Annotated in this window: 25 protein-coding genes, 3 tRNA genes and 1 riboswitch; of the genes, 19 read left to right on the forward strand and 9 right to left on the reverse strand. The window is 40.8% G+C overall.

The window, feature by feature from the left end:
• Positions 1 to 135 precede the first annotated feature (135 nt).
• Both H5116_RS05410 and H5116_RS05415 read left to right on the forward strand, forming a co-directional pair.
• Complete coding sequence (locus H5116_RS05410) at positions 136 to 2,316, forward strand: TonB-dependent siderophore receptor (RefSeq protein ID WP_182715702.1); 2,181 nt, start codon at positions 136 to 138, stop codon at positions 2,314 to 2,316.
• An 89-nt stretch (positions 2,317 to 2,405) separates the two neighbouring features.
• On the forward strand, positions 2,406 to 3,086 hold the full coding sequence (locus H5116_RS05415; RefSeq protein WP_002960803.1) for a Fe2+-dependent dioxygenase: 681 nt from the start codon (positions 2,406 to 2,408) through the stop codon (positions 3,084 to 3,086).
• A gap of 567 nt (positions 3,087 to 3,653) precedes the next feature.
• Here the strand turns inward: H5116_RS05415 and galE are convergent.
• Complete coding sequence (galE, locus tag H5116_RS05420) at positions 3,654 to 4,670, reverse strand: UDP-glucose 4-epimerase GalE (protein ID WP_002960801.1); 1,017 nt, start codon at positions 4,668 to 4,670, stop codon at positions 3,654 to 3,656.
• Positions 4,671 to 4,946: 276 nt separating this feature from the next.
• On the opposite strand from galE, the gene H5116_RS05425 reads away from it, so the two are divergent.
• A complete protein-coding gene (locus tag H5116_RS05425) occupies positions 4,947 to 5,438 on the forward strand; it encodes a DUF3016 domain-containing protein (protein WP_024606381.1) in 492 nt (163 codons plus the stop codon).
• Between the two features lie 48 nt (positions 5,439 to 5,486).
• Here H5116_RS05425 and H5116_RS05430 read toward each other — a convergent pair whose 3' ends face one another.
• On the reverse strand, positions 5,487 to 5,777 hold the full coding sequence (locus H5116_RS05430; protein ID WP_002960798.1) for a hypothetical protein: 291 nt from the start codon (positions 5,775 to 5,777) through the stop codon (positions 5,487 to 5,489).
• A 71-nt stretch (positions 5,778 to 5,848) separates the two neighbouring features.
• Between H5116_RS05430 and H5116_RS05435 the strand changes: the two genes are divergently transcribed.
• Positions 5,849 to 6,058, forward strand: coding sequence for a hypothetical protein (locus tag H5116_RS05435; protein WP_002960797.1), 210 nt, complete (start codon positions 5,849 to 5,851; stop codon positions 6,056 to 6,058).
• Between the two features lie 8 nt (positions 6,059 to 6,066).
• Here H5116_RS05435 and epmB read toward each other — a convergent pair whose 3' ends face one another.
• Positions 6,067 to 7,080 (reverse strand): EF-P beta-lysylation protein EpmB, encoded by a 1,014-nt coding sequence (epmB, locus tag H5116_RS05440; RefSeq protein WP_182715756.1) that lies wholly within the window; start codon positions 7,078 to 7,080, stop codon positions 6,067 to 6,069.
• A 41-nt stretch (positions 7,081 to 7,121) separates the two neighbouring features.
• Here epmB and efp point away from each other — a divergent pair, with 41 nt between their 5' ends.
• Both efp and epmA read left to right on the forward strand, forming a co-directional pair.
• On the forward strand, positions 7,122 to 7,688 hold the full coding sequence (efp, locus tag H5116_RS05445; RefSeq protein WP_182715703.1) for an elongation factor P: 567 nt from the start codon (positions 7,122 to 7,124) through the stop codon (positions 7,686 to 7,688).
• Positions 7,689 to 7,745: 57 nt separating this feature from the next.
• Positions 7,746 to 8,720, forward strand: coding sequence for an elongation factor P--(R)-beta-lysine ligase (epmA, locus tag H5116_RS05450; protein WP_182715704.1), 975 nt, complete (start codon positions 7,746 to 7,748; stop codon positions 8,718 to 8,720).
• Positions 8,721 to 9,011: 291 nt separating this feature from the next.
• Here the strand turns inward: epmA and H5116_RS05455 are convergent, their stop codons facing one another.
• Entirely contained in the window at positions 9,012 to 11,150 is a 2,139-nt protein-coding gene (locus tag H5116_RS05455) for a TonB-dependent receptor (RefSeq protein WP_182715705.1), read from the reverse strand.
• A gap of 84 nt (positions 11,151 to 11,234) precedes the next feature.
• Here H5116_RS05455 and H5116_RS05460 point away from each other — a divergent pair, with 84 nt between their 5' ends.
• The 8 genes from H5116_RS05460 (at position 11,235) to H5116_RS05495 (ending at position 18,871) form a co-directional block, all read left to right on the forward strand.
• Positions 11,235 to 11,633: a thioesterase family protein gene (locus H5116_RS05460; protein WP_010555268.1), complete on the forward strand. Its 399-nt coding sequence runs from the start codon at positions 11,235 to 11,237 to the stop codon at positions 11,631 to 11,633.
• A 126-nt stretch (positions 11,634 to 11,759) separates the two neighbouring features.
• Positions 11,760 to 12,158: an META domain-containing protein gene (locus tag H5116_RS05465; RefSeq protein WP_010555269.1), complete on the forward strand. Its 399-nt coding sequence runs from the start codon at positions 11,760 to 11,762 to the stop codon at positions 12,156 to 12,158.
• A 107-nt stretch (positions 12,159 to 12,265) separates the two neighbouring features.
• Positions 12,266 to 12,380, forward strand: a riboswitch (TPP riboswitch).
• A gap of 140 nt (positions 12,381 to 12,520) precedes the next feature.
• Entirely contained in the window at positions 12,521 to 14,473 is a 1,953-nt protein-coding gene (gene thiC, locus H5116_RS05470) for a phosphomethylpyrimidine synthase ThiC (protein WP_220487434.1), read from the forward strand.
• Positions 14,474 to 14,579: 106 nt separating this feature from the next.
• Positions 14,580 to 15,581: an FAD-dependent oxidoreductase gene (locus H5116_RS05475; protein ID WP_182715706.1), complete on the forward strand. Its 1,002-nt coding sequence runs from the start codon at positions 14,580 to 14,582 to the stop codon at positions 15,579 to 15,581.
• Between the two features lie 7 nt (positions 15,582 to 15,588).
• Positions 15,589 to 15,783 carry a sulfur carrier protein ThiS gene (gene thiS / locus H5116_RS05480; RefSeq protein ID WP_024606375.1) on the forward strand — a complete coding sequence of 65 codons (195 nt, stop codon included), beginning with the start codon at positions 15,589 to 15,591 and terminating at the stop codon, positions 15,781 to 15,783.
• A gap of 5 nt (positions 15,784 to 15,788) precedes the next feature.
• The gene (locus H5116_RS05485) at positions 15,789 to 16,580 is read left to right on the forward strand and encodes a thiazole synthase (RefSeq protein ID WP_182715707.1); all 792 of its coding nucleotides are present in this window, start codon (positions 15,789 to 15,791) and stop codon (positions 16,578 to 16,580) included.
• A 10-nt stretch (positions 16,581 to 16,590) separates the two neighbouring features.
• Positions 16,591 to 18,129, forward strand: a complete 1,539-nt coding sequence (gene thiE / locus H5116_RS05490) for a thiamine phosphate synthase (RefSeq protein WP_182693471.1) — start codon at positions 16,591 to 16,593, stop codon at positions 18,127 to 18,129.
• Complete coding sequence (locus H5116_RS05495; RefSeq protein ID WP_182693472.1) at positions 18,122 to 18,871, forward strand: HesA/MoeB/ThiF family protein; 750 nt, start codon at positions 18,122 to 18,124, stop codon at positions 18,869 to 18,871. Before thiE ends, H5116_RS05495 begins: the two co-directional genes overlap by 8 nt.
• 456 nt (positions 18,872 to 19,327) lie before the next feature.
• Here the strand turns inward: H5116_RS05495 and asd are convergent, their stop codons facing one another.
• A complete protein-coding gene (gene asd, locus H5116_RS05500; RefSeq protein WP_004336058.1) occupies positions 19,328 to 20,194 on the reverse strand; it encodes an archaetidylserine decarboxylase in 867 nt (288 codons plus the stop codon).
• A gap of 15 nt (positions 20,195 to 20,209) precedes the next feature.
• Positions 20,210 to 21,268, reverse strand: coding sequence for a small ribosomal subunit biogenesis GTPase RsgA (gene rsgA, locus H5116_RS05505; protein WP_004336055.1), 1,059 nt, complete (start codon positions 21,266 to 21,268; stop codon positions 20,210 to 20,212).
• A 121-nt stretch (positions 21,269 to 21,389) separates the two neighbouring features.
• Between rsgA and orn the strand changes: the two genes are divergently transcribed.
• From orn to H5116_RS05525, 4 genes are all read left to right on the forward strand, one after another.
• Complete coding sequence (gene orn / locus H5116_RS05510; RefSeq protein ID WP_004336052.1) at positions 21,390 to 21,935, forward strand: oligoribonuclease; 546 nt, start codon at positions 21,390 to 21,392, stop codon at positions 21,933 to 21,935.
• 277 nt (positions 21,936 to 22,212) lie between these two features.
• Positions 22,213 to 22,288: transfer RNA gene (locus H5116_RS05515), tRNA-Gly, on the forward strand.
• Between the two features lie 43 nt (positions 22,289 to 22,331).
• Positions 22,332 to 22,407, forward strand: a tRNA-Gly gene (locus tag H5116_RS05520).
• 43 nt (positions 22,408 to 22,450) lie between these two features.
• A tRNA-Gly gene (locus tag H5116_RS05525) sits at positions 22,451 to 22,526 on the forward strand.
• Between the two features lie 234 nt (positions 22,527 to 22,760).
• Here the strand turns inward: H5116_RS05525 and H5116_RS05530 are convergent.
• From H5116_RS05530 to H5116_RS05540, 3 genes are all read right to left on the reverse strand, one after another.
• Positions 22,761 to 23,189, reverse strand: a complete 429-nt coding sequence (locus tag H5116_RS05530; RefSeq protein WP_024595808.1) for a secondary thiamine-phosphate synthase enzyme YjbQ — start codon at positions 23,187 to 23,189, stop codon at positions 22,761 to 22,763.
• Positions 23,186 to 23,653, reverse strand: a complete 468-nt coding sequence (locus H5116_RS05535) for a chemotaxis protein CheX (RefSeq protein ID WP_024595807.1) — start codon at positions 23,651 to 23,653, stop codon at positions 23,186 to 23,188. Before H5116_RS05535 ends, H5116_RS05530 begins: the two co-directional genes overlap by 4 nt.
• A 75-nt stretch (positions 23,654 to 23,728) precedes the next feature.
• Positions 23,729 to 24,166, reverse strand: coding sequence for a transcriptional repressor (locus H5116_RS05540; RefSeq protein ID WP_002957918.1), 438 nt, complete (start codon positions 24,164 to 24,166; stop codon positions 23,729 to 23,731).
• A gap of 95 nt (positions 24,167 to 24,261) precedes the next feature.
• Between H5116_RS05540 and H5116_RS05545 the strand changes: the two genes are divergently transcribed.
• A complete protein-coding gene (locus tag H5116_RS05545; protein WP_002957920.1) occupies positions 24,262 to 24,882 on the forward strand; it encodes a MarC family protein in 621 nt (206 codons plus the stop codon).
• The last annotated feature ends 18 nt before the right edge of the window (positions 24,883 to 24,900 follow it).

The raw sequence follows: 24,900 nt of genomic DNA on the forward strand, positions 1-24,900 counted from the left end.
GGAATTCACATAACAATGCAATTGATAACAGTTATCGTTTACATTGCCTTGTTTGAGTGGTAGGATTTCGCCGAAATTAAATATGTACCTTAAATTAACAATAGTTAAGTGCTTAATAAAAACTACGGAGTAACCATGAGTAAGCCATCGAATAAAGGAAATGCGTACGTGAAGCCAATTGCAGCGGTTGTTACAGCTACGCTTTCAACTTGGGCAAGTGCAGAGGATGTTCAAGAACTATCGGTAACCAAAGCAGAAACTAAAACTGAGTCTAGTTATGTTGTAGAAAAATCAACGTCGCATAAATACACTCAACCGCTACTCGATACAGCTAAAACGGTAACAGTAATCAACCAAGCGGTAATGAAAGACAGAAACGTAGATAGCCTACGTGATGCTTTGCGTAATGTTTCAGGTATTTCTTTAGCAGCAGGTGAGGGTGGCTCACCTACTGGCGATAGCATGTCGATTCGTGGTTTTAGTGCAACAAATGATATTTTTGTTGATGGTATTCGCGATGTTGCAGGTTACACACGTGATATTTACAACATTGAAGCCGTTGAAGTTGCAAAAGGCCCAGGCTCTGCAGTTTCTGGTCGTGGCGCAACAGGTGGTAGTGTTAATTTAGAAAGTAAAAAGGCGAAGTTAGACAACTTTAACGACGTTTCTCTACGTTTAGGTACAGAAAACGATTACCGTGGTCGTTTTGATACTAACATTCAAGTAAACGACACAAGCGCACTACGTATTAATCTTCTTACTGATAAAGGTGATGTTGCAGGTCGCGATCATGTTGAAAACGAAACCAATGCTGTTGCGTTTGCATTTGCAACAGGGCTTGGTACAAACAGCCGTTTTGATTTAAACCTAGAGTATCAACGCCAAGACAATTTACCAGATTATGGTATTCCTTGGGTTTACAGTGATACGCCAGTAGCTGAACTTGCAGATAGTGCACGCTCACCTTCTCCTGTCGACTTTGATAACTTTTACGGTAATATTTACCGTGATTACGAAGATATTGAAGCTTACTCAACAACAGCTCGTTATGAGTATGATTTTTCTCAAAATACTACGTTACGTGTGCAAGGTCGTTTAGGTAAAGTTAAGCGTGAGTCAGTAACAACTGCACCGCGTTATTTCTCGGTTACAACAGACACTGATATTACCTTTGCAGATGAAAAAACACGTGATACTGAAAATTCACTTGCTGCACTTCAAGTTGATTTAATTGGTAACTATGAATTTGCTGGCTTTACTCACGACGTAGTAGTGGGTGTTGAACTTGCAAATGAAACGTTTACACGCCATAACTTTGTTGCAACTACGCCTGATAACCTAATTGAAGATGGAATACGTAACGACTTATACAACCCTGACGCAACAATTGCATTTACGGGTGTGTACGGCCGTGATGGTACAAGCATTGAAGCTAAAGCTAAAAACCAAGCTATTTATGCATTTGATACAGTGACGCTTAACAAGCAATGGGAAGTTACAGGTGGAATTCGCTTTGATAGCTTCACTACGGATTATCACAACGATTACAATGACCCAAGCGCTTTAATTTCTACAAGTGACGACTTATTTAGCTGGAATGCAGCTGTAGTTTATAAACCTACAGAGAACGGCAGTGTATATTTAGGCGCAGGTAATTCATTCAATCCATCAGCGGAAAGCCTAACGGTATCTACGCGTTCAAATGCAGCTGATTTAGACGCAGAAGAAAGCCGCAGTTATGAATTAGGAACTAAATGGAGCCTAATGGATGGCCGCCTGCAAACTAATGCTGCACTTTTCCGTACTGAAAAAACCAATGCCCGTACTGATGACCCATTTGCAGATAGCTCAAGTGACGAAATACTCGGTGGTGAGCAGCGCGTTCAAGGTTTAGAGCTTTCAGCAACGGGCCTAATTACTAAAGAGTGGACTGTAATTGCTTCATACACTTACCAAGATAGCGAAGTAACTGAAGCATTAGGCGACGACGCAACTCAAGTTGGTAACGAGCTTGCGCGTACGCCTAAAAATAGCGCAAGTGTTTGGACTACGTACGATATGTCGGATAAGTTATCGTTTGGTTTAGGTGCGCAGTATGTAGGTGAGCGTTACAACGGCACTACGTCAACACGCTCTCGTGCGCCAGGTTATACTATTTTTGACCTGATGGTTGCGTATGACATATCAAAAGATTTGAGCCTGCAGCTTAATGGTGAAAACCTAGGTGATAAAGATTACGTTGATCAGTTAGGTGGTGGACACTTTGTACCAGGTGATGGTCGTAAGTTTAGTTTAACAGCGAGCTACTCTTTTTAATTTTAAAACAAATTAAAAAATAAAAGTAAGCATAAGGGCAGGCCTATTACCTGCCCTTAATTATTTGATGAAAATGTGAGAGGGCGCACATGATAGTTAAAATTCCAGAGCTATTAACGAAAGAAGAAGTGGCGTATTGCCATGAGGTTTTGCTTAAAGCACAGTGGGCCGATGGCAGTATTACCGCAGGTCATCAATCAACCAAAGCAAAAAATAACTTACAGCTACCTGAAAATAGTCCTGAATGCCAAGAGCTTGGCGATATTATTATGGCAGCACTTGCGCGTAGTAATTTGTTTATGTCGGCAGCGCTTCCTGCAAAAATTTTTCCTCCGTTATTTAATTGCTATCAAGGCGGGCAATCGTTTGGTGTGCATGTAGATAATGCAATTAGACAAGTGCCGGGTACGCCAGTAAAAATTCGTACAGATGTATCAATGACGTTATTTATTAATGACCCTGAAGACTATGAGGGCGGTGAACTTGTTATTGAAGACACTTATGGCTCACACAGTGTAAAGCTGCCCGCAGGCAGTATGGTGTTGTACCCTTCAACGAGTTTACATCGTGTAATGCCAGTAACGAGTGGGCGCAGATTAGCCTCATTTTTTTGGCTGCAAAGCATGGTAAACAGCGATGAAAAACGCGGGTTATTGTTTGATTTAGATATGTCGATTCAAAGTTTGCGCAGCAAAGTAGAAGATAGCCCAGAGATTATTCAATTAACAGGTGTGTACCATAACTTACTAAGACAGTGGGCACAGACATAACGAATATACTCGTTATTAAATATTGGATATAAGTATTTAAATATAAGTAATTAAAAGCTGCGCTTTTCGCGTGGTAAGCGCTACGCTTACAGCCAAAACTTAACGCTGTAGTTAAATTACCTGTAGACGCGCAGCTTGCTGCCGTGACGAGCGAAGCTCGTAATTTCTAGGTTTTGGTTTCTTCTCATTTATTCCTCTTTTACTTCTCTTTGTGCAATAAGGTTTTAAGTGATTTATTCACAAAGAGGCTAAGAGGTCGCTGCGCTTTAGAGAAGTAAAAATACATAATTACTATGTTTTATGTCTTCTCATTTACTCCTCTTTTGCTTCTCTTTGTGCAATAAGGTTTTAAGTGATTTATTCACAAAGAGGCTAAGAGGTCACTGCGCTTTAGAGAACCCAAAATACATAATTACTATGTTTTTATGTCTTCTCATTTACTCCTCTTTTACTTCTCTTTGTGCAATAAGATTTTAAGTGATTTATTCACAAAGAGGCTAAGAGGACGCTGCGCTTTAGAGAAGCAAAACTACATAATTACTATGTTTTCTCACTTGCCGTTTTTGCTTAACCCTTATAACCGTTAGGGTTATTTGACTGCCAGCGCCAGGTATCTTGCATCATTTCATCAATACCGCGCACTGCTTCCCAGCCAAGTTCATTAAGTGCTTTTTCTGGTGCGGCATAACACGCTGCGATATCACCAGGGCGGCGAGGTGAAACCTGATAGGGTACAGCCTGATCGCTTGCTTTAATAAATGCATTAACCATTTGTAGTACAGAATACCCGTTACCAGTACCTAGGTTATAAACTAATGCACCTGTGCTGCTGGCAATTTTATCAAGCGCTTTTAAATGGCCAATAGCTAAATCTACAACGTGTATATAGTCGCGCACACCAGTGCCATCAACTGTGTCGTAGTCATCACCAAATACAGCGAGTTGCTTTAATTTACCTACCGCTACTTGTGCGATAAACGGTAAAAGGTTATTTGGGATACCATTAGGATCTTCACCAATTAAGCCCGACTCATGTGCACCCACTGGATTAAAGTAACGCAAAATAGCAAACGCAAAGCGTTCATCTGATTTAGCGATATCTTGTAGCATCATTTCAACCATTAACTTAGATGTGCCGTAAGGGTTGGTAGTACCGCCTACAGGAAAGTCTTCTTTGATTGGTAAGCTTGCTGGGTCGCCGTAAACCGTGGCTGACGAGCTAAATACTAATTTAAATACACCCGCATCGCGCATCGCATCAACAAGCGTAAGCGTACCTTGAACGTTGTTTTGATAGTACTCAACTGGCTTTGCAACCGACTCGCCTACTGATTTTAAACCCGCAAAATGTATAACACTATCAACCGTGTGTTTTGCAAATACAGAATCTAAAAAGGGTTTATCGAGAATATCGCCTTGGTAAAAAGTGGCTTCTTTACCTGTTATATTTTTTACGCGCGCAAGTGATTCTTGTGATGAGTTACTTAAATTATCAATAACAACAACATCGTTACCTTGCTGTAAAAGTTCTAAAACAGTGTGCGAGCCAATATAGCCTGCGCCACCGGTTACTAAAATAGTCATGAAAGCTCCGTGGGTACCTTTTATCAATTAAGTTAATTTCACCATAAATAGAGGTGATTTACATGTTTTATCTGTAATTTATATGATTTTAATCGTATTTTTTTGATATCAGCACATTAAATACTTTTGATTACATTTTGTGCAAAACAAGTAACACTTGATTCGTAAGATTAAGTTATAGTTAATAAACAAGTGCTAAAATAGCTTTAGTAATAGCTGATGCTAGGTTTACTCCAATCCACACTTTTGTGATTGGTTACCTCTTTGGAGAAAGATATGAATTTAGTTAAAAAAATAGCAACAACAATGTGTATCGCATTACCTGCGCTTGCCCATGCTGGTGAGTCTGTTGTTAAATGGAATGACTTTAATGATTATCGTGATGTGCGAGCGTCTAACCAAGCTAAGGGCTCGTATCACAAAAGTATTGCGGCAAGTTTTGAAAAACATATGTCTAAATTAGCTGAGCAACTACCAAAAGATTATAAGTTAAACGTAGAGTTTACTGATTTAGATTTAGCGGGAGATGTGCGTTATGGTGGTATGGAGGAAATTCGTGTAGTAAAACCAATATACTTTCCACGCATTAAGCTTAATTATTCGTTAACCGATAACGACGGTACAGTGCTTAGTAAAGATACTGATGTGGAGCTCAAAGATATGGGCTTTATGGATAAAATTAAAATGGGCCGCGACGAATCACTATATTACGAAAAACGCTTATTAACAGAGTGGTTTGGTGAGCAAATATTACCAAGTTTAGATTAACTTAAAATAAAAATGCCGCTAAATAGCGGCATTTTTGCTTTTTAATCTTTACTTAAAAGTAGCTAACAGCGTGAGTATTTGTTGTAACTTAATAACGGTTGTTTTAAGTTTTTCTTCATCAAAACCATCGTTAGATAAGCTTTCAACGTCAGCGGCTACGTCAAGAACATACGGCTTAAAGCGTTTAGCTTCAAAGCTAAAACCAGCATCTTGTGCAAATAAGGCTTTAAATTTGCCATGGCCTTGCTGTTGTAGTTCATCGAGTTTTTTGTCGGCATCAAGCGCCTGACGATAAACAATTTTTAAATTAGTATTGAGTTGTTCAATAATTGAATCCATGGTTTTCCTAAAGCTTTGTACTGCATGGCCGACATAATACTTGGATTACATTTAAAAGTCAGGTTTGTTATATGAATATATCAGGCACAAGTTTACCCGCTGTTTCTGGCTCAGGCCAAGGCAGTGAGCTTTATAGCGCTGCTTTATCTAAAAAGCAGCAACTAGCAGATGGCGCAGCAGCACTTGCACTTATTGAAGGTGCTGCACAATCGTCAAGTGCACAAACACCGGCTAAGTCGGTAACTGCATCATTGGGTAACAACGTAAATATATACGTTTAAATGCTGTTTTAAATTAGCTTAAGATCGATAGGTGTTTTGCTTTTTTGACCACCTATTTCTCTCACTAATTTAGGCACTAAAAATCCAGGCAGGGCTTTTAATAGCTCTGCCATTATTTTTATAGCGTCTTCTTCGTTAATATCAAAGTGGCTGGCCCCTTCAACTTTATCGAGCAAATACAAATAATACGGCAATACGTCTGCGTCAAATAACGCTTCGCTTAAATTTATTTGCGCATCGAGCGTATCATTCACATCTTTTAAAATTACAGCTTGGTTTAAAAGCGTTACGTTTGCTTGTTTAAGCTTTTGCATGGCTGCTTTAAAGTCAGCGTCTATTTCGTTGGCGTGGTTTATGTGATTAATAAAAATAATTTTTAATGGCGACTTTGCTAATCGCTCACATAGCTCATCGGTTACTCGCGCCGGTATAACTACTGGTAAACGACTATGAATTCGCATTCGTTTAATTTGTGGTAATTGCTCAAGCTCATCTAAAAACCAACTTATTGCATCGTCTTTGGCCATCAGCGGATCGCCACCACTTAAAATCACTTCGTTTATATTGGCATCAGATTTTATGTAGCTCAGTGTTTCAAGCAGGTTTTTTTTATTAAGTTGGTTTTCTTGATACGGAAAATGCCTTCTAAAGCAGTAACGACAATTGACTGCACAGCCGGTTTTAAACATTACTAAAACACGCGATTTATACTTATGTAAAAGGCCGGGTTGTTCGTTATCTTGCTCAAGTAGGGGATCTTTATTAAAACCCGACTTAGTTAAAAATTCTTGATGGCGTGGCATGACTTGCAATAAAAGAGGATCGTTTGGATCGCCTTTGCGTATTTTTTTTATAAAAGGGATAGGCACGCGTACCGGAAATAAACTACGGGCTTTTAGGTCGTTTTCATGGACTTGGCTCGATAAACCGACCATTTCAAGCAAGGTTTTTGGGCAGGTAACTACATTTGCTAATTCTTTTTGCCAGTTTTTATGCAAATTTGCTTCATTTCTTTGTATCATTGGCATGTAGATTACTCGAAAAAATATAAATAGAGGAAACGATGGCGAATTATAGCACCAACGAGTTCAAGGGCGGCCTAAAAATTATGATGGACGGCGAGCCTTGCAGTATCTTAGAAAATGAAATGGTAAAACCTGGTAAAGGCCAGGCGTTCAACCGTGTTCGTATCCGTAAACTTATCTCTGGTAAGGTGCTTGAAAAAACCTTTAAATCGGGTGAATCAGTTGAAGGTGCTGATGTAATGGATACTGATTTAGCGTATCTATATACAGATGGCGAATTTTGGCATTTCATGAACAATGAATCATTTGAGCAAATTGCTGCTGACGAAAAAGCACTAGGCGATTCAGTAAAATGGTTAGTTGAAAATGATTTATGCACAATTACATTATGGAATGGCAGCCCTATTGCTGTTACACCACCTAACTTTGTTGAGCTTGAGATCACTGAAACAGATCCTGGCCTTAAAGGCGATACAGCGGGTACTGGTGGTAAACCAGCAACGCTTAGCACAGGCGCTGTAGTACGAGTTCCATTATTCGTACAAATTGGCGAAGTAATTAAAGTAGACACTCGTAACGGTGAATACGTAAGCCGTGTTAAGTAAGCTTTAACATTGTTTATAAAATCCCAGCTTACGCTGGGATTTTTTTTTGGAGAAAATATGTCAGCAGATCTTTGGGCACCAAGCGCAAGCATTGAAACACTAAAACAACGCGCAGCGATATTACGTAGCATTCGTGAATTTTTTTATGCACGTGATGTTTTAGAAGTAGAAACGCCAAGCTTAAGTGCTGCCAGTGTAACCGATGTGCACTTAGCTAGTTTTAATACCACATTTGTAGGTCCAGGGCATGCTGGTGGGCTTCCTTTATTTTTACAAACATCTCCAGAGTTTGCCATGAAACGCTTGTTAGCAGCAGGCTCAGGCGCTATTTTTCAGCTTTGTAAAGCATTTAGAAATGAAGAAGCGGGTAGCCATCACAATCCTGAATTTACTATGCTGGAATGGTATCGCCCAGGCTTTGATGAATTTGCACTTATGGATGAAATGGATGAACTAATGCAGCTTGTTTTAGGTGTCGATCCTGCAACTAGACTTACCTATCAGCAAGCGTTTGAACAAGCACTCGGACTTGACCCGCTAACCGCAAATATAGAGCAATTAAAGCAGCTAGCGTGTGAGCAGGGGTTTGCTGATATAGCCCAAAATGAAACGCATAAAGATACCTTACTGCAATTATTATTTTGTATGAAAGTGGAGCCAATAATAGGACAAGATAAGCCATGTTTTGTGTATCACTTTCCAGCTTCTCAAGCGGCACTTGCACAAATTTGTGAACACGATACACGCGTAGCAGGGCGCTTTGAGCTTTATTACAAAAATATGGAATTGGCGAATGGCTTTAACGAACTCACAAATGCCAGCGAGCAAGCTAAACGTTTTAATGAAGATAACGCATACCGCGCTGAAAACGGTTTAAAGCAAGTGCCAATGGATACGCGTTTAATTAAAGCGCTGGAGCATGGATTACCACAGTGCGCAGGGGTGGCTTTGGGTATAGATAGGCTTGTAATGCTCGCAACAAATAAAGAAAAAATTAAAGACGTAATCGCGTTTGATATGCAAAGAGCGTGATGCTTGGCTTGTAGGCGTAGGTGGAAAACCTGTAGGTGCGAATTTATTTCGCGCTCATGTAAATTAACTTTATAAATAAGCGAGGTATAAAACCTCACCTACAATAAACATCAACCCCAACAACCTACGACAAACTTGTAGGTGCGAATTTATTTCGCGCTCGTGTAATTTAACTTTATAAAAAGCGAGGTATAAAACCTCACCTACAAATAAAAAACACCGCGTTTAAATTAAACGCGGTGTTTTTTTATTGCTTGCTGTAGCTTTCATTTGAAAGCCAACGGCTATGCTTTACAGATTAAGTGTGAACGTAACACCTGCTACGCGAGGCTCACCTAATTGTGTATAGGTATGCGTTGCGTAACCATCTTGTGGGTCATTACCAAATTCAAAACCACGTGTAGGGACTGTTTCGTCAAATACATTACGAGCCCATGCGCGAACTGCCCACATGTCTGCTTCGTAGCCAAAGCTTAAATTAACTAAGTTGCTGCTTGGTGCTTGTGAGTTATGACTGTCTGAGAAGTAGTAATCGTCCTTACCTTCAACACCAATCATACCGTAAAGCTCACTTGTAAAGTTATAGCGAGCAGTAAACGCATACTGGTATTTAGGTGACTGTGCTTGCTCACGACCGTCTTGGTTTAAAGGGGCTTGATAGATATTAGATCTAGCAACAAAATCGTCTATTTCAGTATTTAAGTAACCAGCACTACCTGTTAAAAACAGGTTATCGGTTAGTTGGTAACTTCCTTCAACTTCTAGTCCGTAATTGCTGCCAGAACTTGCGTTATCAACATAACTGGTAAATTGTTGATCTTCTATTAACCATCCTTTTAACTGCATGTTGTCACGATGCATGTAAAATGCGGCTAAGCGAAGTGTAAATTTGTCATCAAGCGATGAACCTTTAACACCAAATTCGCCACTCCATAAATATTCAGGGTCGAAGCTGGTGTGCTGCTGGAGAAAATCAGCGCTTAGGTTTAAGCCTTCATCTTTTGCTGTAGCCAGTGCTTCTGAATTAATACCGCCAGCTTTGTAGCCACGCGTAATGCTGGTGTAGATCATCGTACGATCAATTACCTGATACTCTAGCGCAATTTTACCGCCAACCATTACATCGTCAGTATCTTCTATAAAGCCATTGCTATCGGTGTAGTCACCTTGGTATTGCTCTACACGTAAACCAGTAATTAATGTAGTTTTTGGACCAATTGATGTCTCTACTTGGCCATAAATCGCAGTATTACTTACTTCATATCGAGAATTAAAGGTTTGGTATTCAGAAAATTTTCTACGTTGACGGTCAAGGTCTACATCACGCACTTGGTAATATGCCCCCAAGACCCAATTTTTTAATTTTCCACTGAGCTGTAATTCAGCTGCTCTATCATCACGATCGCGATAGTAAGCGTCTTCATAGCTGTATCCATCTGGATGTAAGCCAGCAGCACATAACTTTGGCTCACTTGTATCGTTACATACCCAGTCTTCGTCAAAGCTGTAAAGTAATTCGGTATCAATAGCCGATAGGTTTAGGTTTACATCAAAAGCGTCAAAACCCGTGTAAGTATTATTAACGCCTATAGCGTAGCTTTGTTGATTATCTTGTCCTGGTTCATCGGCAACACTATTGCGGCTGTTATCAAGCGTAAACGCATCATAGCCGTTGTTTATATCAATATAGTGCAGGTTTAGCTCAGTATTTAAATGCTTTGTAAGCTGGCTGTTTAATTTAAAACGGGCTACTTGTTCGTCTTGATTTTGTGTTTCGTCATTTAAGTACAGGTTATCTACGTAACCGTCTGACTTTCTACGAAAGTAGCTAACGCGTGCGCTAGTGTCATCTGTTAAGCCAGTGCTTGCTGCAATGCCTGCTTCGCGGGTGTTGTATGTGCCAGCACCTACTTGTAATTTTAAGCTTGGATCGCTTGTGGCTTTAGCTGAACCCATTTGGATCATACCGGCCATACCGTCTGCGCCAAAGCGTGTACCTTGTGGGCCACGATAAATTTCTACTTGGTCTATATCAAATAATAATGAACTGCCACCAAGGCCAGAATAGTTAATACCATCAATAACTAAGCCTACAGATGGATTAATAGGGTCTACAAATTGTGAACGAAGTCCCACGCCACGAATTTGAATATAACGACCGCGCGACGCACCAGATGCAAAATTTACATTGGCGGTACTGCCTAACATTTCGTCTAAGTAACTTGCACCACGTTGATTAATTTCATCTTCGCTGAATAAGCTCGCACTTGCGCTTAAAGTTTGAATGCTTTCGCGCTGAAAATCGCCGGTTACAACAATTCTTTCTAGGTCGCTATCATCAGCGTTAGCTGCAATTGGTGCACCAAGCAGCGGTAAAAGTGCGGCAGTAATTAAAGACAAACGTAAGTTCATTGGGTTACTTAACTCCATTTTAGGGACTCGTATGGTAGCAATTATTTAAACACATGTGCTATAAACGCGGCAATTATACGTTAAATAATCAGGATTACTAATATGACCTTTAAAGTTGACTTCAAGGTACGTGATTACGAATGTGACTTACAAGGTATTGTAAACAACAGCGTCTATTTTAATTATTTAGAGCATGCTCGACATGAGTTCTTGTACGCACACGGTATTGATTTTGCTCAGTTAGCAAAAGATAAAATTAACCTAGTCGTGATGCGCAGCGAAATGGACTATAAACATTCACTATTACCAGGTGATGAATTTTATGTGGCTGTAGAGCCGCAGCGTATTAGTCGTTTAAAATTTGCCTTTAAGCAAACGGTTATACGTAAAAGCGATGAAAAAGTAATGCTCAATGCACTGGTTATAGGAACGTCTGTTAATGAAAAAGGTAGGCCATTTTTACCAGAGCAAATAGATAACGTATTCAAAACTACAACTTAGTACTTAATCGGACAACTTTTAAACTATCATAGAACAAAAATTTACATTTAAAACATGCATTTTTAACGGATAAAGGGCATAAATATTGTTACTATTACATTAATTAGACAATTAGTTAGTAGTAGCATGAAATTAGCAGCAATACCGATGCTTATAGTCGGTTTATGTGTTGGTTGCGCATCAACAGGGACGGTTACCAGTGAGCAGCTTAAATACACCCAATGGCAATTATCACGTGTTGATGGTTTAGCAATTCCACCTTCGTTTAATGCATCAATGAGCTTTATTGAAGCACTGCAAGTAAACGGTTTTGCTGGCTGTAACAAATTTTTTGGTGAAGGCTCGCTTGAAGAAAGTAACCTTACCGTAAGTAAATTAGGAATGACGCGCAAGTCATGCGGCGAAGACCTTGATGAGTTTGAGCAGCAGTTATTACAAGCCTTAAAGCAAGGTGCAGAGCTTAAAATGCAAGACCAGCAATTAGTCATGCAAGGCGAGCAAACATTTGTGTTTATCCCTAAATAATTTTAAGTTTTTGAAAAACAGCCCCTTGCGGGCAGTTTTTAACTGACGTACACTCAGCGCAGATTTGTTGAATAATATCTTCGAATCGACGAACAAAATTTATATATCAATACTTGTCGGAGTGCCAAAGCTAAGTAATTAGTTTTTGGCTGAGATCGCGAAAGCGGGATCCGTGAACCTGATCAGGTTAATACCTGCGTAGGGAACAAGCTGCCTAAAATGGGACGCTTGTGCGTCTTTTTTTATGCGCACAATAAAGTGATTTATTTTTTAGGCTGCAAAGTAGCATGTACGCTACTTTACGATCTTTCTCTATTCCTCGGAATATCTGACAAGACAACCCTTAAGCAATGAGGCAAGTCATGTCAAATACTACAAATAAAGCGTCACGCCGAGAAACTCGTGCTGCCGCGTCTGAATATATTTATAACTTAACGGGTCAACCGTTCCCAAATTCTCATAAAGTATACGTTGAAGGTACTCAACCAGGTGTGCGTGTTGGTATGCGTGAAATCACGTTAAGTGACACGTTTATTGGCGGCACAGATGAAAACCCTGTTTATGAGTCAAACGATCCGCTACGTGTTTACGATACGTCGGGCCCGTATACCGATCCTAACTTTAAACTAGATGTGCGCAAAGGCTTACCAAAATTTCGTGAACAATGGATTGAAAACCGTGGTGACACCGAAATTTTAGAATCAGTGACGTCGCAGTTTTCGCAGCAGCGCATGGCAGATGAAGGGTTGGATCATATTCGCTTTGATCACCTTCCAAAAATTCGCCGTGGTGTCGCTGGTAAAAACGTAACGCAAATGCACTACGCACGCCAAGGGATTATTACCCCTGAAATGGAATACGTAGCTGTTCGTGAAAATATGGGACGTGCAGAAATTCGTAAAGAATTACTTGCCGCGCAGCATAAAGGCGAGTCGTTTGGTGCGAGTATTCCTGAATTTATTACCCCAGAATTTGTACGCGACGAAATAGCCCGCGGTCGCGCTATTTTACCAAATAATATAAACCATCCAGAAACAGAGCCTATGATTGTAGGTCGTAACTTTTTAGTAAAAGTTAATGCCAACATTGGTAACTCATCGGTTAGCTCATCTATTGAAGAAGAAGTAGAAAAAATGGTGTGGTCTACCCGCTGGGGCGCAGACACCGTGATGGACTTATCAACGGGACGCTACATTCACGAAACGCGCGAATGGGTTGTACGTAACTCGCCTGTCCCTATTGGCACAGTACCGATTTATCAAGCGCTTGAAAAAGTAAACGGTGTGGCTGAGGATTTAACGTGGGAAATTTTCCGCGATACGCTTATAGAGCAAGCCGAGCAGGGCGTTGATTACTTTACTATTCACGCCGGTGTATTACTTCGTTATGTACCAATGACGGCTAAACGCGTGACCGGCATTGTGTCGCGCGGTGGCTCAATTATGGCTAAGTGGTGTTTAGCGCATCACAAAGAAAACTTTTTATACACGCACTTTGAAGACATTTGCGAAATTTTAAAACAATACGATGTGTGTTTTTCACTTGGTGATGGACTTCGCCCAGGCTCTATTGCTGATGCTAACGATGAAGCGCAGTTTAGTGAGCTACGCACATTAGGTGAACTGACTAAAATTGCGTGGAAGCACGATGTACAGGTATTTATTGAAGGCCCTGGTCATGTACCAATGCACATGATTAAAGCCAATATGGATGAGCAATTAAAGCATTGCGACGAAGCGCCATTTTATACATTAGGCCCGCTAACGACTGATATTGCACCAGGGTACGACCATATTACCTCGGGTATTGGGGCGGCTCAAATAGCATGGTACGGCTGTGCAATGCTGTGTTATGTAACACCTAAAGAGCATTTAGGTCTGCCAAATAAAGAAGATGTTAAAGAAGGCTTAATTACCTACAAAATTGCAGCGCATGCCGCTGATTTAGCAAAAGGGCACCCAGGCGCGCAAGAGCGCGATAATGCGCTATCAAAAGCACGCTTTGAGTTTAGATGGCATGACCAATTTAATATTGGTTTAGACCCTGACCGTGCTCGTGAATATCACGATGAAACCTTGCCGCAAGAATCAGGCAAAGTAGCTCACTTTTGCTCCATGTGTGGTCCTAAATTTTGCTCTATGAAAATTAGCCAAGAAGTACGCGATTACGCTAAAGATTTAGAAACACGCGGTATTGATCCAAATGATGCTGGCGAGGCTATTGAAATAAAAATGATTGATGTAGAAGCCGAGATGAAAGCTAAATCTGCCCAGTTTAAGCAAACAGGCTCAGAAATTTACCACAAAGCGGTATAGGAATAAGTTAGATACAGATGTAGGTGAGGTTTTATACCTCGCTTCTTTAAACATTGAAGAAGTGCGAGTGAGTTCGCACCTACTAATAACTGCTTTTGGAGGTTTTATGTTTTATAACATTGCTGTGGTGGGTTTTGGTTTAGCAGGGCGCTTAGCTGCCCTTGAGCTAAGTAAGTTGCATCATGTAACGGTGTTTGAAGCAGACGATGAGCAAACCCCAAATAGCGCCGGTAAAGTGGCAGCAGCCATGCTGGCACCGCTGGCTGAGTCGGTATTGTGTGAGGCTGATCTAGCTTTAATGGGGCTTGATTCAATGAAGCGCTGGCCAGAAATAGTGAGTGAACTTGAGGGGGATGTGTTTTTTCAGCAGCAAGGTACATTGGTCGTTGCGCATCAGCAAGATAAGGGCGATCTACAAAGCTTTACTCAGAGAATAAAGCCCATAGCAGGGCACAGCGCTCAGGCATTAAATGCTCAGCAAATAGCGCAGTTAGAGCCAGAGCTTGCTAATCGGTTTAACCAAGGTCTATTTTTACCCTGCGAGGGGCAAATAGATAACCAAGCCTTTTATAAAGCAAGTTTTACCATGCTCAACAAGCGCAAAGTTAAGTGTGTGTTTAACCAGCGCGTAACCATTAAAAACGGCGAAATAAATAATCGGCCATTTGACTATATTATAGATTGTCGTGGGCTTGGTGCTAAAAGCGATAAACCGCTTAGAGGTGTGCGCGGTGAAGTAGCAAGACTATATGCACCTGAAGTAAATTTAACGCGACCTGTGCGTTTAATGCATCCGCGTTACCCAATTTATATAGCGCCTAAACCTAATCATGAATATGTAATTGGTGCGACCGAAATCGAATCGCAAGATAGCGGCGCCGCAACAGTGCGATCAACTCTTGAGTTACTTTCAGCGGCTTATACCGTACACAGCGGATTTGCCGAAGCACGACTACTTAATATTCAAACCGGATTACGCCCTGCATTTAGCGATAACCGCCCAGAAGTATCACAAGTTGGTAATGTAATTAGCATTAACGGCTTATATCGACATGGTTATATGTTGGCGCCGGCATTAGTGGCGCAAGCAGTTTCACGAATAGAGTGAGAATAAAATGAACATTACAATTAATGGCGAGCTACTTAATGTTAATAGCAAAGCGCTCGTTGAGGTACTTCAAAGTTTTGGTGCAGCCGCGCCTTTTGCTGTTGCTGTTAATAGCGAATTTATTCCACAAAGTCAGCACAGTAACTATGTACTTAATGAAGGCGACAGTGTTGAGTTGCTATCGCCCATTCAAGGCGGATAAAGCTCATGCAAACTAAAGGCTGTTTAACTATTTATGGAGAGCAAATAAAGAGTCGTTTATTGATAGGCTCTGCGCTTTATCCGTCGCCCGATATTATGACCCAATCGATAGTTGCCTCTGGGGCTGAAATAGTAACTGTGTCGCTAAGACGCCAACAAAGTGCAGCAGCGGGTGATGACTTTTGGCAATTAATAAAAAATACAGGTTTAAAAATACTGCCTAATACCGCAGGGTGTCACAGTGTTAAAGAAGCCATAACGCTTGCAAAAATGTGCCGAGAGGTATTTGCCACCGATTGGATTAAGCTGGAGCTGATTGGCGATGATTACAATTTACAGCCTGACCCTTTTGCGCTACTTGAAGCGACAAAAATATTAATTAATGATGGCTTTAAAGTACTGCCTTATTGCACCGATGACTTAGTACTTTGCCAGCGCTTAAATGAGCTAGGGTGTGAGGTGCTTATGCCGTGGGGGGCGCCAATAGGCACCGGTAAAGGCTTGTTAAATAGCTATAATTTAAAAACTATTCGAGAGCGTTTACCCGATACCACATTAATTGTAGATGCAGGTTTAGGTTTGCCATCGCATGCCTGCCAAGCACTCGAAATGGGGTATGATGCGGTATTATTAAATTCAGCCATTGCAGGGGCGGGCTGCCCAATTACTATGAGCCGCGCATTTAAAGCCGCAGTTGAAGCAGGGCGCTTTGCATATCAAGCAAAAGCAATGCCTGAAAAAGACGTTGCAGCCCCATCAACCCCAACAATGGGTATGCCATTTTGGCATCAGCAGTGAAGGAAAGAATATGAATAACGTAGTGTGGACAATTGCCGGATCTGATTCGGGCGGCGGTGCAGGTATTCAAGCAGATATAAAAGCAATGCAAAGTTTTGGTGTACATGGCTGCACGGCAATTACGGCGCTTACTGCACAAAATAGTTTAGGCGTAGAGGCTATTAATGCAGTGTCTACCGATATTATTGAATCGCAGTTACTTGCGCTTGAAAAAGACATGAAAGCCAAAGTAATAAAAATTGGCATGTTAGCCAATGTGCAGCAAATTCAGTTGATCAGCGAACATATAAGTCATTATAAAGCTAAGTGGCCTGTGCCTCCCGTTATTGTATATGACCCTGTCGCTATTGCCTCAAGCGGTGACTTACTAACAGAAGAGGACACGGTAAGTGCAATAAAAGAATGTTTACTGCCGCTGGTGGATGTAATAACCCCAAACACCCACGAAACACAGTTATTAACCGGTGTGTATTTAATTGGCCCGGCTGCAATAAAAGAAGCGGCTAATAAGCTATTAAGCTGGGGTGCAAAAGCCGTTGTTATTAAAGGCGGGCATTGGGATTACCCAAGTGGCTACTGCATTGATTATTGTATTGATAGTAATACACAAAATGGCGAAGAATATTGGTTAGGTAATCAAAAAATACAAACACCGCATAACCACGGCACCGGATGTAGCATGGCTTCGGTCATTGCTGCGTGTTTAGCTAAAGACTACCCATTAAAAGATGCCTTTATTTTAGCTAAAGCATATATAAACCAAGGGCTAAAACAGTCGGTACGCTATGGCGAAGGGATTGGACCGGTTGCTCATACATCGTTCCCCACTAATTTAGCTGACTACCCACAAGTAATTGAGCCAGGGAGCTGGCTGGGTGATGAATTAGATTTTGATGTGCCGCTTGATTTTAATATGGCTGCTGATTTTGCTCCATGTGAAAGTAAATCGCTTGGCTTATATGCAGTTGTAGATAGTACCGATTGGTTAGAAAAGTGCTTACAACAAGGTATTAAAACAGCGCAGTTACGCGTTAAAAATAAAACGCAAGACGAGCTTGATGAGCTCATTAAGCATGCTGTTGAGCTGGGCAAGCAATACAACGCACAGGTATTTATAAATGACTACTGGCAGTTAGCTATTAAGCACGGTGCATATGGCGTGCATTTAGGGCAAGAGGATTTAGACATTGCTAATTTAGCGGCAATTAAAGACGCTGGGTTAAGGCTTGGGCTTTCTACTCATGGTTTTTATGAAATGCTACGTGCGCATAATTATCTCCCTAGTTATATGGCATTTGGCGCTATTTACCCAACCACAACAAAAGATATGACAGGTCAAATACAAGGCCTTGAAAAGCTGATTAAGTTTGTACCACTTATGCAAAGCTACCCAACAGTAGCAATAGGCGGGATTGATTTAAGCCGTGCAAGCGAGGTTGCAGATACAGGTGTAGGCAGTGTTGCGGTAGTACGAGCCATAAGTGAAGCAGATGATTATACTGCTGCGATTAGCGCGCTGAAAAGTGTTATAAACCAGTCTAATGGATAAGCTCAGCGATAAAGATACTCTGCGTTATAGCCGCCATTTGTTGCTTGAAGAAGTTGGGCTTGAAGGGCAATTAGCACTTAAATCCTCAACGGTTGCAGTAGTGGGGGCTGGTGGTCTAGGTAGCCCAGCGCTTTTATATTTAGCCGCTGCAGGTATTGGAACGCTTATTTTAATTGACGATGATGAGGTGGAGCTTTCAAACTTACAACGCCAAGTGCTTTATAAAATAAATCACTTAGGACAAAGCAAGGTCGCCGCAGCGGGTAAAGTATTAGCGAGTCTTAATAATCAAATAAACATAGTAACGCATTGTCAAAAGCTAGATGAGAGTAATGCAGCTAACATGCTCAAAGGTGCTGATATAGTACTTGATTGCTCTGATAACTTTAGTACTCGCTATAGTGTTAACCGTTATTGTATTAGCAATAAAACACCGTTAATTTCGGGTGCTGCACTCGCAACCAAAGGGCAATTAATGGGCTTTGATTTTAGGCAAAGTGATAGCCCGTGTTATGGCTGTGTTTTTCCACAGGGCGAAGCTACACCAGTTATCAATTGCAGTAACGCAGGGGTTATTAGCCCGTTACTTGGTGTAATTGGCTCTATGCAGGCGCAACTTACGCTCAACTTATTGCTGGGGCATGCAGAGGGAGGTGTGTTTATAACCTTTGATGCGCTCACTTTAAAACAACAGCACTTTAAAGTGATTAAAGATTCAGAGTGTAAAGAGTGTGGTAAATAAGTTTTTGAGGGGCTTGTGCCTTTTATTAAATGTAGCGTTAAAGAATTAAAAGCTGCGCTTTTCGCGTGAGCAAGCTTCACGCCGACAACATATCAAACTTTTGCACCAAGCTTGTTGACGCACAGCTTGCTGGCGTGACGAGCAAAGCTCGTAATTTCTATGCTTTGGTGTCTTCTCATTTACTCCTATTTGTGCAATAAGATCTTAAGTGATTTATTCACAAAGAGGTTAAGAGGGCGCTTCGCTTTAGAGAAGTAAAAATAAATAATTACTATGTTTTATGTCTTCTCATTTACTCCTCTTTTGCTTCTCTTTGTGCAATAAGGTTTTAAGTGATTTATTCACAAAGAGGTTAAGAGGGCGCTGCGCTTTTCGCGTGAGCAGGCTTTGCGCCTACAAAAATAAAAAACCGCGTTTAAATAACGCGGTTTTTTGATTTCTAATTAACGATTTATTTTAGTCGTTAATTTTTGCAAACGCAGTACCTAAGCGAGTAACCACTTCTGGTAGTTGGTCATCCAGTATTTCAGCTTTATCAGCACCCCATGCTAGTACCACAGTAGAGCCTAATTTAAAGCGCCCCATTTCTTCACCCTTTTTAAGCGTGATAGCGTTATCGCCAGTGGTTGGGTATTTCCAACTAAATACATCGCTACCAGCTGGTGGCGTGACAGTACCGGCCCAAATCGTTTCTATGCTGGCTACAATTGTTGCGCCAACAAGTACCATTGCAAGCGGACCAATCTCAGTTTCAAAAATTGCTACTACTCGTTCATTACGCGCAAACAAGTTAGGCACGTTTTGCGCGGTAAGTGGGTTTACTGAAAATAAATCACCTGGCACGTAAATCATTTTGCTTAGTGTGCCATCAATTGGCATATGAATACGGTGGTAATCTTTAGGTGCTAAATAAATCGTTGCAAACTTACCGCCTAAAAATGGTGTTGTATCATCTTGTGAGCCGCCTAGTAGCGCTTGTAAGCTGTAATCGTGACCTTTAGCTTGTATTAGCTGTCCGTCAACAATATCGCCTAGCTGGCTGATTGCGCCATCCACTGGATGAATAATGATATTACTATCTTCTACCATTGGGCGCATGCCGTCTTTTAAAGGGCGAGTAAAAAATTCATTAAAGCTTTTATAATGAGCCGGATCTGGGTATTGGGCTTCGCTCATATCTACTTTATATTGCTTAATAAATAGTTTAATTAAAGTCGTTGTTAAAGCACCTGCTTTAGCTGCGGCTAATTTACCCACTACGCGTGAAATAAAATGTTTTGGCATTGCGTACTGCATTGCGATTTTAAATTTGTCTAAACTCACAGTATTTATCCTAAATTATACGCGAGGCGCACGGGCGCCTGCACGGCCATCGGCCATTGTTTCTAAAATTCGGTGGTAGCTGTCAAAGCGCAATTGAGAAATTTTGCCATCTGCTACAGCTTCTTTAACTATACAGCCCGGATCGTTTAAATGTTTACAGTCTCTAAAGCGGCACCCGCCTATAAATTCTCTAAACTCTTTAAAGCACCAGGTTACACGCTCAACATCTAAATGCCATAAACCAAATTCGCGAATTCCTGGCGAGTCGATTAGGTTACCGCCACTTGGTAAATGGTGAAGGCGTGAAACAGTTGTTGTGTGCTGGCCTAGGCCGCTGTTTTCAGATACTTCTTTAGTTAATATTTCAGCGTTAGGTAATACAGTATTAACGAGGGTTGATTTACCCACACCACTTTGACCAACAAAAATGTTATTTTTACCAACAAGTACTTCTTTTAATTCATCAATACCATTACCCGATATATTACTAACAAGGAGTACTTGGTAATCAAGTTTACGATAGATATCGAGAACTTTTTGTATTTCGCTAAGACCTGCGTCATCAATTAAATCTATTTTATTGAGTACTAAAATTGGCTCAATACCCATATCTTCACAGGCTATTAAATAGCGGTCGATAATACTTGGGGTAAACTCAGGTAATACCGCCGATACCATGAGTATTTGATCAATGTTAGCCGCAATAACTTTTACGCCGTCGTAAAAGTCAGGGCGGGTAAGTTGCGAGCGACGCTCTTGCGTGGCTTCAATTACTCCGGCTAAATCACCTTCACTTACTTTGGCACGGCGAAACAATACCTCATCACCACACACTAAATTTGACACGGTACGTCGTATATTACAACGAAGTACATCGCCATTTTCAGTTTCGACATCGGCGTGTTGGCCAAAACGACTGATCACAATTGCGCTCTCGACCTGACCTAAATTATCGGTTTGCCACTCTTGCGCGCCTTTTTTAGCTGGTCTTGAGTCTGCGCTATTAATGCGCTTTTGGTGGTTGGCCTTGATCTGACGCGATTGGCCTTTACTTAATTTTTTCTGTTTTGCCACTGGAGGCCTATAACCTTAGTTAAATGTCGCTTTTCCTAAAAAAAGCTTTAGCTCGACGGTTGATGCTAATATGATATATCGAAATGCGTTGGATCTAAAGGAAAGCACCGCTTAGGTAATTATGACTATTAATAAATCAAATTTAATTTGGCTCGATCTTGAAATGACAGGACTCGAACCAGAGACCGATAAAATACTCGAAATTGCGACGGTTGTCACTGACGCAGACCTGAATATATTAGCTGAAGGGCCAACCATAGCTATTCATCAAAGTGATGAATTACTAAATGGTATGGACGAGTGGTGTACTACGCAGCATGGTAAGTCGGGTTTAACAGCGCGCTGTAAAGCAAGTACATTCGATGAAGAGTATGCCGTGGCACAAACGTTAGATTTTTTAAAACAGTGGGTGCCTGCAGGTGTATCACCAATGTGTGGTAATTCAATTGGGCAAGACCGCCGCTTTATGAATAAATACATGCGTGAACTTGAAGATTTTTTTCATTACCGCAATCTTGACGTGAGTACTATTAAAGAATTAGCACGTCGCTGGAAACCCGAAGTGCTTGCAAAAGTGAATAAAAAAGGCTCGCACCTTGCTTTGGATGACATTAAAGATTCGATTATGGAATTAAAAGTCTATAGAGAAAATTTCTTTAATTTGTAAAAAACACTTGCAAACACATCGGATTATTGTAGAATCCTGCCCCGCTCAAGACGATAACCCACGCGGGGTTAGTGTGTTTGAGTTGTTTTTATTGTGGTCGTTTTACATCCATAATTAAAATGCGGTACTAGCTCAGTTGCTAGAATGTTGAACGCGACCCGTCGCGCACCAACGTAAAATAACTGAAGAAATAAAAAATGCGGTACTAGCTCAGTTGCTAGAATGTTGAAAGCGACCTGTCGCGCACCAACGTAAAATAACTGAAGAAATAAAAAATGCGGTACTAGCTCAGTTGGTAGAGCGCGACCTTGCCAAGGTCGAGGTCACGAGTTCGAGCCTCGTGTACCGCTCCAATTTCTAACCAAAAGAAATTGTAGTGTTGAATGAAAATATAATGCGGTACTAGCTCAGTTGGTAGAGCGCGACCTTGCCAAGGTCGAGGTCACGAGTTCGAGCCTCGTGTACCGCTCCAATTTCTAACCAAAAGAAATTGTAGTGATTAAAAGAAGTAAAATGCGGTACTAGCTCAGTTGGTAGAGCGCGACCTTGCCAAGGTCGAGGTCACGAGTTCGAGCCTCGTGTACCGCTCCAATCTTTTTATATCCTTTCAAAATTCTCTGTATTAAAAATCATAAATAAAATTATAATTTAAAATCTCTCTTATCTACTTTATTCTATGTACAATATTCAGCATTAAAGTTTTGGTTGTTAGAAATTATTACTTCGCGCGCCTAAGATTTACGTCTATAGAGTGGCGTATTTTGAATCTATGAGGGTATGGCTGAAGAAAAACAGAGGTTAACATTTTAAACCGAGAAGCTTGAGTTAAAAAAGCTCCCCCTGAATAGTTGCTATAACTCGTCTAGAGCCACCAGAATCACGATGTTCACCTAAATAAATACCTTGCCATGTACCTAACGCTAAATAACCATTTGAAATAGGAATACTTAACTCGCAGCCTAACGTACTGGTTTTTATGTGTGCAGGCATGTCGTCGTCACCTTCATAATCGTGGCGATAATAAGGCTGACGCTCAGGAACGAATTTATTGAAATGGCTCTCCATGTCCATACGAACAGTGGGGTCTGCATTTTCGTTTATTGTAAGGCTCGCTGAGGTATGCTGAATAAATAAATGCAACAAACCAACTTTATAACTCGCCAGTTCAGGCAGCTGAGACAATATTTCATCATCAATTATATGAAAACCTCGCGGGCGAGGCTTTAATGTAATTTGCTTTTGCTGCCAACTCATAGTTTATCGAAACTAACTTCAATGTTTGCATTACCAGCATCACAGCTAAATGGCATGATGATTTTTTTACCTTGGCTTTTGTGAGTAATTGTATGACCCTTACCCGATACCACAATAGGCGTTGCCATATCAAAGTCGAAGCCTTTCTCGCCAAGTAAATTTTTAGCACCACCTGTTACCATGTTGGTTATTTCGCCAACCATATCAGTAACTTCTTCATCTATAGCATCAGGGCGTTCGCCAAGCATACGCTCCATGATGGTTAATGCTAGTTCTTCATCAAATGTTATTGAAAATGATCCTCGCGTTTGCGGGCCAACCATCCCAATCAAACCTGATACATCACCACAGGCTATCTCATCAGTTTTAATGCGAGGTTTACCTGGCTTCAATTGAGTTTGAGCCATAGTGCTCAAAACATTAATTAAAGAAGATAAAAAAGGATTGATGAATTCTACATTCATAGTGGCTACTCTTAAATTTGTTCTGTGAAATGACTATATAGTTTGAGTATAGTCACTAAGGATAACTTTGAAGGATTATGATGCTCTGCAAGATTCACATTTACCATGTGCTTCTATTGTCTGCCCTGATACAACAAACCCACCTTCGGCAGCTAAATTATTTAGCTCATGCGAAATTACACTCGAGTGTAATTCTTTGACAAAACCACAGGTATCGCAAATTAACAATTGTACTGGGTGTATATGATCAAAATGATGACACAGCATAAATGCATTTGTGCTTTCAATTTTATGAATAAAACCTAGCTCAGCTAAAAAGTCTAATGCACGATAAATAGTTGCAGGTTTAGCACCCGTTTCAGTTATTTTTAATTGCTCAAGCAAATCGTATGCACCAACACCACCTTGTGCGCTGGCTAATAGGCGAAATACTTTCTCGCGGATAGGCGTAAAACGCGCACCACGGTTGTCACAAACTTGTTTTGCTTTACTTACGAGTGATTCTATATTCATCATTACTCTTATCCTTATGCTACCGTGATATACTAACATACTGTGTTGTAGTTGCAGCGTTTTTATTAAGCGCTTTTTACCTAGGAAACCCAGTAATGCACGAACTATTAGCTATATTTATTTTCTTTTTTGCGGTTATTGACCCCATTGGTACTGTACCTGTATTTATTGCAGTCACACGTGGTGATGATGAGAAATTTAAACGTAAAGTTATATATAAAGCGGTAGGCGTATCTGCATTAGTGCTCTTATTTTTTGTACTTGCAGGTGAGCAATTACTTAACGCAATTGAAATTCCGCTTTCGGCTTTTCAAATAGCCGGCGGTATCATATTACTTATTTTTGCGCTCTCAATGATATTTGGTGAAAGTAAACCAGAAGCCGAAATTAAAAGTGTACGCGACAGCACTGAAACCGCTATTTTTCCGCTTGCGATTCCCTCTATCGCGAGCCCTGGCGCTATGTTAGGCGCCGTATTAATGACTCGTAATGAAGAATATACCTGGGTTGAGCAGTTACTAACGTCTTCGATGATGCTTGCTGTATTAGCGGTTGTACTGGTTTTGTTACTGCTTGCAACACATGTACATAAATTAATTGGTGATAGTGGTGCAAGTATAATAAGTAGAATTATGGGGCTTATTTTAAGCTCGGTTGCGGTTACCAATATTTTAAATGGCATAGCCCATTATTTTGGCTTGCAGGTTTTCTCTTAACATTGATGCTCGCTAGGC

Source organism: Pseudoalteromonas sp. SG45-2, assembly GCF_014164115.1.
Classification (GTDB): Bacteria; Pseudomonadota; Gammaproteobacteria; order Enterobacterales; family Alteromonadaceae; genus Pseudoalteromonas; species Pseudoalteromonas distincta.